The organism is Citrobacter sp. VF227 (assembly GCF_052950715.1).
In genome coordinates this window covers 1-8257 of the sequence record NZ_JBRFVF010000023.1, presented here as the reverse complement: position 1 = coordinate 8257, position 8257 = coordinate 1, and the positions used below count along the sequence as shown (strand labels likewise).

The 8257-nt window shown below is 54.7% G+C and carries 3 protein-coding genes and 4 pseudogenes; 4 read left to right on the top strand and 3 right to left on the bottom strand.

The genetic code is table 11. From position 1 onward, the window contains the following. The 4 genes and pseudogenes from ACU8YC_RS24385 to ACU8YC_RS24370 all read left to right on the top strand — a co-directional run. The coding region (locus tag ACU8YC_RS24385) for an invasin domain 3-containing protein (RefSeq protein WP_446895891.1) at positions 1 to 2017 on the top strand (2017 nt) is incomplete at its 5' end. A 238-nt stretch (positions 2018 to 2255) separates the two neighbouring features. Then, a pseudogene (locus ACU8YC_RS24380) lies at positions 2256 to 2435 on the top strand (DUF2913 family protein); the annotation flags it as partial. A 671-nt stretch (positions 2436 to 3106) separates the two neighbouring features. Continuing rightward, positions 3107 to 4615, top strand: a complete 1509-nt coding sequence (ltrA, locus tag ACU8YC_RS24375; RefSeq protein ID WP_446895892.1) for a group II intron reverse transcriptase/maturase — start codon at positions 3107 to 3109, stop codon at positions 4613 to 4615. An 89-nt stretch (positions 4616 to 4704) separates the two neighbouring features. Next, a pseudogene (locus ACU8YC_RS24370) lies at positions 4705 to 5136 on the top strand (DUF2913 family protein); the annotation flags it as partial. Here ACU8YC_RS24370 and ACU8YC_RS24365 read toward each other — a convergent pair. From ACU8YC_RS24365 to ACU8YC_RS24355, 3 genes and pseudogenes are all read right to left on the bottom strand, one after another. Next, a complete protein-coding gene (locus ACU8YC_RS24365) occupies positions 5133 to 6074 on the bottom strand; it encodes an Rpn family recombination-promoting nuclease/putative transposase (protein WP_446895890.1) in 942 nt (313 codons plus the stop codon). The pseudogene ACU8YC_RS24370 and the gene ACU8YC_RS24365 overlap by 4 nt on opposite strands. Positions 6075 to 6521: 447 nt before the next feature. After that, positions 6522 to 7352, bottom strand: a pseudogene (locus ACU8YC_RS24360) (IS110 family transposase); the annotation flags it as partial. Continuing rightward, positions 7350 to 7798, bottom strand: a pseudogene (locus tag ACU8YC_RS24355) (tyrosine-type recombinase/integrase); the annotation flags it as partial. The pseudogenes ACU8YC_RS24360 and ACU8YC_RS24355, both read right to left, overlap by 3 nt. Positions 7799 to 8257 lie beyond the last annotated feature (459 nt).

Genomic DNA, 8257 nt, shown 5'->3' with positions numbered 1-8257 from the left:
CACGCGACTCACCCTGGACGTGAACTATCAGCTGGGGGTGCCATGGCGTAGTCAGGTCAGTCCGGATGCGGTGGCGGCCATGCGAACCCTCACGGGCAGCCGGTATGACCTGGCGGAGCGTAACAACAATATCGTGCTGGAGTACCGCAAAAAGGACGTCATCCGGCTGAAGACCGCAGGCCTGGTGACGGGCTATGCCGGGGAGCAGAAGTCCCTGGGGGTGTCAGTGACCGGCAGGTACGGTCCTGAGCGTATCGACTGGGATGCCGCCGCCCTGACTGCGGCTGGCGGTAAAATTGTACAGAACGGCAGCGATTATGCGGTGGTGCTGCCGGCGTACCAGTCACCGGCGCAGGGTGTGAACACATACACCGTCAGCGGCGTGGCGGTGGACAGGAAGGGTAACCGTTCCGACCGCAGTGAGACGCAGGTAACGGTGCAGGCTTCGGCGGTGAATAATCAGACATCCACCTTCACGCCGCAGAGCAGCGTGCTGCCGGCGGACGGGAAGAGCACGCAGGTGCTGACCCTGACGCTGCGGGACGGGAACAGGCAGCCGGTGGATATGGATGTGCAGGACATCAGCCTGAACAGCAGCGCGCTGAAAAGCGCCACGGTATCGGCGCTGACGCGACAATCCGCGGGTGTCTACACTGCCACGGTGACGGCGGGCACGGACGAGGAGACCGTGACGCTGACGCCGTCGGTGAGCGGCGTGACGCTGTTGCCGGCAGAGGTGACCATCACTGCGACCACGCCGGACCCGGCGACGTCAGCCATTAAAACCGACGCCACCACCTACGTGTCGGGTGCGGACATGCTCATCACGGTGACGCTGAAGGACGCGCAGGGCAACGCGGTGACCGGGGCGGCGGTCTTGCTGACGGCAGATACCGTGACGGTACCGGACGCGACGCTGAAAACAGGCAGCCGCTGGACCGACAACGGGGACGGGACCTATACGGCGACGTACACGGCCACCACGGCGGGGACGAGGCTGAAGGCAACGGTGAAGCTGAGCGGCTGGAGCCGTGCGGCGGAGTCCGGGGCGTATACCATCACGGCAGACAGTGCGGATGAGACGACGTCGTCCATCAGAACCGACGCCACCACCTACGTGTCGGGTGCGGACATGCTCATCACGGTGGCGCTGCAGGACGCGCAGGGCAACGCGGTGACCGGGGCGGCGGTCTTGCTGACGGCAGATACCGTGACGGTACCGGACGCGACGCTGAAAACAGGCAGCCGCTGGACCGACAACGGGGACGGGACCTATACGGCGACGTACACGGCCACCACGGCGGGGACGGGGCTGAAGGCAACGGTGAAGCTGAGCGGCTGGAGCCGTGCGGCGGAGTCCGGGGCGTATGCCATCACGGCGGAATACGAGGCCCCAGCCTCCATCAATACGCAGGTTAATCCCGCCACCTTTGCACAGACAAGTGAAGAGGGGACATTCCCGACCACCGGCTTTACCGGGGCAACGTTTACGGTCGTGCCGAAGGACAACAAGAACGCGTCAGACTACACCTGGGAGTCCGACGCCAGCTGGGTCTCAGTGACGAATGGTGTGGTGACGTTCACCGGAACAGGTACGGGCAGTAAGGTGACCATCACCGGTACGCCGGCCAGTGGACAGGGGAAAAGCATTAGATACAGTTTCACGCTTAAGGGCTGGTTCATAAATTCTGGGTGGAACACGATGACCAGGTCCGAGGCCAGTAACTATTGCAACTCGCAGCCGGGATACAGCCAGCCGACCGCAGCGGACTTGTCTCACCACAACAATTACATAGCCACGAGACAGCGTAACACCGGAGCGCTGTGGAACGAGTGGGGAAACTTATATCGCTATAACAACGGGTGGTCAACCGCCATTGCAGCGTGGTCAGTTGACATATCGATCATCGGCGGCTACCTCCGTTACTTCACCTTAGAGGTGGACATCGGCACACTATGGGCGCAGTTCCCCGAGAGCGCAAACATAGCAACTTGTCGTAAGGATCTTAGCGTTTAGTCTTTGGTTTTTAATTGCGTTTATCTTCCCCCGCATTAACGCGGTGGAAGATAAACGGGTAGCCAGAAGCAAAACAAAAACCGAATGAGAGAAGTGAATACAGCATTATTTTCCCTTACGGATGGGAGAAGAAGCAATTGACGCGTGAGATGCGGCGAATATTTCCCCGTAAGACTGGCCGACGTGTGCTGATTATGCTGGATGAATTACATCATTTTTCTGACTTGCGGGAGAAGCCGTGACGCTGACAGAAAAATCAGGTCACCTGGCGTGGTGTACCCTGGTAGCGCTTGCGCTGGCCAGGCAGGAGGGTGGCGTTCTCTCGCCGGCACAGGAAAACCTATTTCTTACCCGCTGGCTGGCTACTGCGCTGAAGCAACGGCGTTTTTCTCGTGATGTGACGCCCGATATTGAGTGGCGTGTGCCCGGAGTTCAGGCAGAGTAAGGATGCTCAATATGAACCACGAGTTTGTCTGGAATATCGTGCAGATTACTCATGATGAGCAACTTGCCGATCCCATTGGCTGTGGCAATGGTGAATCTGAGCGGCAGTGACCTGCGGCATGCCCGCAGGGTGATGTAACCCGCTGACAAAGGGGATTGAGGCGAGGTCACTAAGCCAAGACGATCTCCAAGATTGAGTGCTGAAAGGCTGAAGAACATGAACCCATTAATCCGCCTCTGAGGGTTGAAATGTCACCACGGCTTACGTGACCTGATAAGCCGTACAGGAGGAACCGACAGAACGTAAGATACTGTCGGTACGAAGGCATTCTGACAGCCATTTGGGATGCCGGGACAGCAGTTCCACCACAGGACGGGCTGCTGCTTCCTGTCAACTTGCGGCAAGCAAGGGTAAAGAGTGCGATGGGCAACCTAATCAGTATGTCTGAGTCCAGACAGATAAACCGGGGAAGGTCAGTGACGGATGTTAAGGGGGCATGGCCCTGATGCCGCACTGGCTGGCGGAGCCTCCGTAGTAGTCCGATATGGGGAAAGCCCATTACATGGCGAAGGGAGGCAGTTTAAATGTATTTGTTGAGTAATATAACTGACCAAATGAGGTGAAGACCTTTGATAATCAGTGAAATGCAACGCAAATTAGCCACATGGGCGACAACAGATCCATCCTTCCGGGTGGACAGGTTGTTGCGTCTGATTACCCACCCGGACTGGCTTGCTGAAGCAGCACGACTTACGCTCTGCACAAAGGGGGCTCATACCCCCGGTGTGGATGGGGTCGACAGGCTAAAATTGCAGGTCAGACTAACTGAGGAATTGAATATTCTCAGAGATGAGTTGCTTTCGGGTAGCTATCGACCACTCCCTGCCAGAAGGGTTTATATACCCAAGGCAAATGGTAAACAACGTCCTTTGGGTATACCCACGCTGCGTGACCGCATTGTTCAGCGGGCAATGCTGATGGCCATGGAACCGATCTGGGAGTGTGATTTTCACTCGCTTTCCTATGGTTTCAGGCCTGAACGCAGTGTCCACCATGCGATACGTACTGTAAAACTGCAACTTACAGACTGTGGGCAAGCCAGAGGGCGCTGGATCATTGAGGGAGACTTATCCAGTTACTTTGATACAGTCCATCATAACCTGCTGATGAAAGCCATACGACGGAGGATCAGAGATGCACGTTTTATGATCCTGCTATGGCGGATGATCAAAGCGGGTCACGTTGATGCCGGGCTTTTCCGCGCTGCCAGTGAAGGAGTACCGCAGGGAGGTGTCATATCGCCTTTGCTATCGAACATCATGTTAAATGAATTCGATAAGTACCTGCATGAACATTACCTGAGTGCTGAGAGCAGGAAAGAGAGAGAAAAGTGGAACCGGTCTGTCCGGAATGGACAAGCGATAGCGATACTGGAGCACCGGCAACTCAGGCCAGCCGTCACATATTGTCGTTATGCCGATGATTTTGTAATCATCGTCAAGGGCACGAAAGCAGACGCGCTGACCATCCGGGAGGAATACCGGGGTGTGCTCGAAGATAGCCTGAAACTCAGGCTAAACATGGAAAAGACAAAAGTTACTCATGTTAACGATGGTTTCGTTTTTCTGGGACATCGGATTATCCGTAAACGTAGCCGCTATGGCAAAATGCGGGTAGTCACCACGATCCCCAAAGACCGGGCCAGAAACTTCGCAGCATCACTGACGGTACTATTATCAGGCAACTACAGTGAGAGTAAAGTCAGTATGGTTGAGTTAATCAACCGTAAACTGAAAGGCTGGAGTGCGTTTTATCAATTTGTGGACTTCAAAGCCAAAATATTCAGTTATATTGACCGGGTTGTGTTCTGGAAACTGGCTTACTGGCTGGCTCATAAATACCGGAAAAGTATCAAGAAACTGATGCGCATGTGGTGTAAAACACCAAAACCAGGCATGAACAGAACCTGGATTCTGTTTGGCAAGGCTAACAATGGCAGTCTCTGTGGTGAAATACTGTACCGTATGGTCGGACAAGGTAAGAAAAACTTCCGGTGGAGGAATCCCGAAGGTAACCCCTATCTGAGGACAGAATCCAGAAATACATGGACCTCGCGCTATGCTGAAGTGGCTATGGCACTGGACAGCATTTAGACGGAGAGCCGGATGCGCTGAGAGGCGCACGTCCGGTTCGGGGAGGAGAGGCAGGAAAATAGTCCGACTACGTCCTGTCTCTTACTCCACTTTTGAAACAGGGACGTCAGATGGGCGTCAGTGCCAGGCTGGCCAGCAAGCTGAATTACCTCTGGCGTTCCTGCACCGGCGAGTTGTCCGAGCAGAACGACCTGTTCCGGCTGACCTATGCGCTGGAAACAGCGAAAGATATGCACTGGAACTACCGTCTGCTGAGCGATCGGGAATGGTCCGGCCGGAATGCTGTGGCGCTCAGTGCGGGCGTGAACGGCATTTATCTCTCACGGGCTAACCTCGATGTCGCTTTTGACGACAGCGGCCGACAGATAAATCCGCTGACAGCGCGTCTGACTGGGAACGTAGCGGGGGTGATGAAGCTGTTTGAACGCTGTGGCTGGCAGGCAGAGCCTGAGTCTGGTGCCTCCCTGCCCCACCAGTATTCGCTGATGGCCGGACAGGGAGTGCCAGGAAAGGGGGATTAGTGGCGGATCTGCGCCAGGTCGTCTTCAGTCAGACCGGTCATTTTCATGACAGTATTGCGGTCAATGCCGTTCTGGAGCATGGTACGGGCTATTTTCAGAGTCGCTTCGCGCTCACCTTCTGAACGGCCTTTTTCAATACCACGTTGTTCACCGAGCTGAATCCCCTTCTCGATGCCCTTCTGTTCAAGCTGCTGTGCGATGGTCATAAGTGCGTCTCCGTGTTGCGGCACACGCTGTGCCAGTTCGCGTACAAAGGCTTCGGCGTCGGATGTTTCGCCTGCCTGTACTATATAGTGTACCAGCGATATCACCTGCGATGAAGACAAGTATCCCGCCAGCAAGATGGGCGCCAGCCGGTCAACCAGTTCTGCCAGGTCCCGCTGGTGAATATGCTTTTGCAGTAAAGTCAGGGCGGCCATACTGCGATGGCCAGCGATTTCATCATCCGGAATGACCGTAACGTCTACCAGCGGGAAAGCGCTGCTGTAGAGTTTGCCTGCCAGCGCCGGATCGTCAAACTCATCCAGCCACCGGGTGGAGTACGGATACGGGCTGCGTTTACCCGTATAGAACAGCACCGGTATCACCAGCGGCAGTTTTTTATGCCCTGCCTCCAGGTGGCGCTGCATGGCGCCCACCGCATAGCGTAGCAGGCGGAAAGCCATATGTTTGTCAGGTGTTGACTGGTGTTCGATCAGAACATGAATATATCCATCACCGGCAGTGGTTTTCAGGCTGTAAAGCACATCGCTGAAGTACTGGCGGAGATCGTCCTCAACGAAGGAGCCGGACTCCAGTTTCAGTGTGCCGAGATCGCAGATGGCACGCAGCTCTGCCGGCAGATGCAACTCCATAAAATCCCGGGCAATATCCGGTTCCGTCAGGAACTGCCTGAACGTGGCATCGTGAGGAGTGGGTGTGCTGTTTTTCTTCTTCATCTGCCCTGGCTCTGAAAAATGACCCGGAGATGTTATCACAGCCCGGAAAAAGCTAATATTGGCGGTGAACGGAATTGCCATTCCTTCAGGGGGCCGTTCCGGGGGGGTTCGGCCCCCTTCCTAAACGGGGGCAGTTTGGAGATCGGAGAATTTTGTACGTTAAGCGCAATATTTAACCAATCGAGATGCGTAACGGATTGATTTTTCGTCAGCGGTTATCGCTTTTAAATTGTCGCCCTTGCGGTATCGCATTTAGGTTATCCGATCAAGTTCAAATCCCCTGAGAACGGCATATAGCGCGGGAGTACCCCCTACAGCGATAGATAAGCCTGTTCAAAAAACAGGCTTACCGTACAATAATTCTCTATATCCAAACTGCCCCCTAAAAGCCCCCGACTACCTTACGCCGGGCTTTGGCGAATTAAACTCTGTGCGCATATGTAACTCTCAGCATGCCGCCTTACATGCGCTATGCGCATCAGAAGACCGGTATTCAGCATCAAACGGCTGTTGTGTGTGCAGGACTCCATAGCACCAGTGAACTAGTTTTCTCATCAGTGCGCCAATAGCACACATTTTGGCCTTGCCTCGCTGGCATAACCGCTCATACATCGCTTTCATCACCGGGTTAAATCTCAGGCCACACAACGATGCCAGATACAGTTTTGCCCTGATTTCCGGTGGCCCGATTTTTGACAAACGGCTCTGCCCTCTGACCGAGGTGCCGGAGGACTTTTCAACCGGAACGCCCCCCAGAAAAGCGGCTGCCTGCTCAGCTGTGTCGAAACGATGACTCCGCAGGATTACCAGCATATTCAGACCTAACTGAAAACCTACGGATTTTATCGATGTCAGTAGGTCAAAATCCTTTTTTAATTCAGGATGCTGATTGAGATGCCCCTGTATAAGAGTCTCCAGGCGCTGCAGTTCTGCACTCAGGTTTCGCAGCACGTTTTCGATGGATTCAGCAACAGCAGCGGAAGTATTTGTTGCCCGACATTTTTCCAGTCTGTTTTTTTCGCGGCTACTGTCTGTAACAAGCGCATCGCGGCGACGCAGAAGTGCACTGAGATAGCGGACATTCTCTGGGGGTGGTTCCCACGGCTCAGGCTCTTTAAGCGCCCCGTAGCAGGCCAGCATATAAGCATCCACCTTGTCATTTTTCGTCAGAATATCCATGCCCCGGGCAAATTCCCTGCTGCAATGAGGATTGGCCAGTGATATTTTTGCTCCGGCATCGTACAGACCGTAAGCCAGTGATTCATGGTAAACGCCGGTGACAGCCCAAAGCGGTTCACGTCGGGGGGGGGGGGGCGGGTGGTGAGCATCCAACTATCCATCTGCCTGACATAGCTTATATCTGTCAGCGGAACCAGGCGGAACTCATCTTTCGGCGGGCGCCCTAGTCGCGCTTGGACTTTTTCAGACAACACCCGCACAAACGGTCGCAGACCATCGATATCAAACGATTCCGGGGTCAGCGTCCGGGCTTCTCTTATACGGATGCCGGTATTCCACATGGTCGCAAACAGCATGTGATGACGCTGATCGGACATATAAAAGAGGAGGGCACTCACTTCCGGCGCCAGAAGATAAGCCGGGGTGGCGCCGGTGGAGATGGCCATGCGTCGTAATGCCTCGGCGGTCGCAAAATCAACACCTGGTGCTATCAGTAATAACGAAACGCACACTGATGAATTCTGCAGGGGAATGATGTTGTTTATAAGCTATTTTTCACGTAGCGCACGCACTGGTTATGGATACAGCCATTCTGGCCTCAAAGGCTCGATCCTGCCATCACAATAAATCGCAGCGCGCGGATCCTTTTGTTGTCTTATCCAGCATTATTACGGGTAAGCCAAATGCGTAAAGGATCCCTTTTCAGTTCAGATTCAATCTGAAGCCAGACATGGCGCAGGCTGATGGCAGTGCCCGGTGTTTAATGTCAGGAATATCCGGTGTGAGGCCAGCCAGTGCGCGAGTACTGTCGGGCAGTAAATTTTGCGCGGGGGGCCGGTGAAGGTTACAGTCATACAGAATTGATGACGCGCCACGGCCGGCCCCTGTTTTTACATCAACAGGGACGGGGATGGCAGAGAACGGACAGAAGGAAGCGGGAAATATGGGGCGTTTCTCCCACTCAGACAGGGGCGTACCGGGTATGGGACATCCGCAGTATGCGG

Excerpts from the sequence above, each read along its gene's own strand:
- ltrA (WP_446895892.1), top strand. The coding sequence starts at position 3,107 with ATGCAACGCAAATTAGCCACATGGGCGACAACAGATCCATCCTTCCGG.
- ACU8YC_RS24365 (WP_446895890.1), bottom strand. The coding sequence starts at position 6,074 with ATGAAGAAGAAAAACAGCACACCCACTCCTCACGATGCCACGTTCAGG.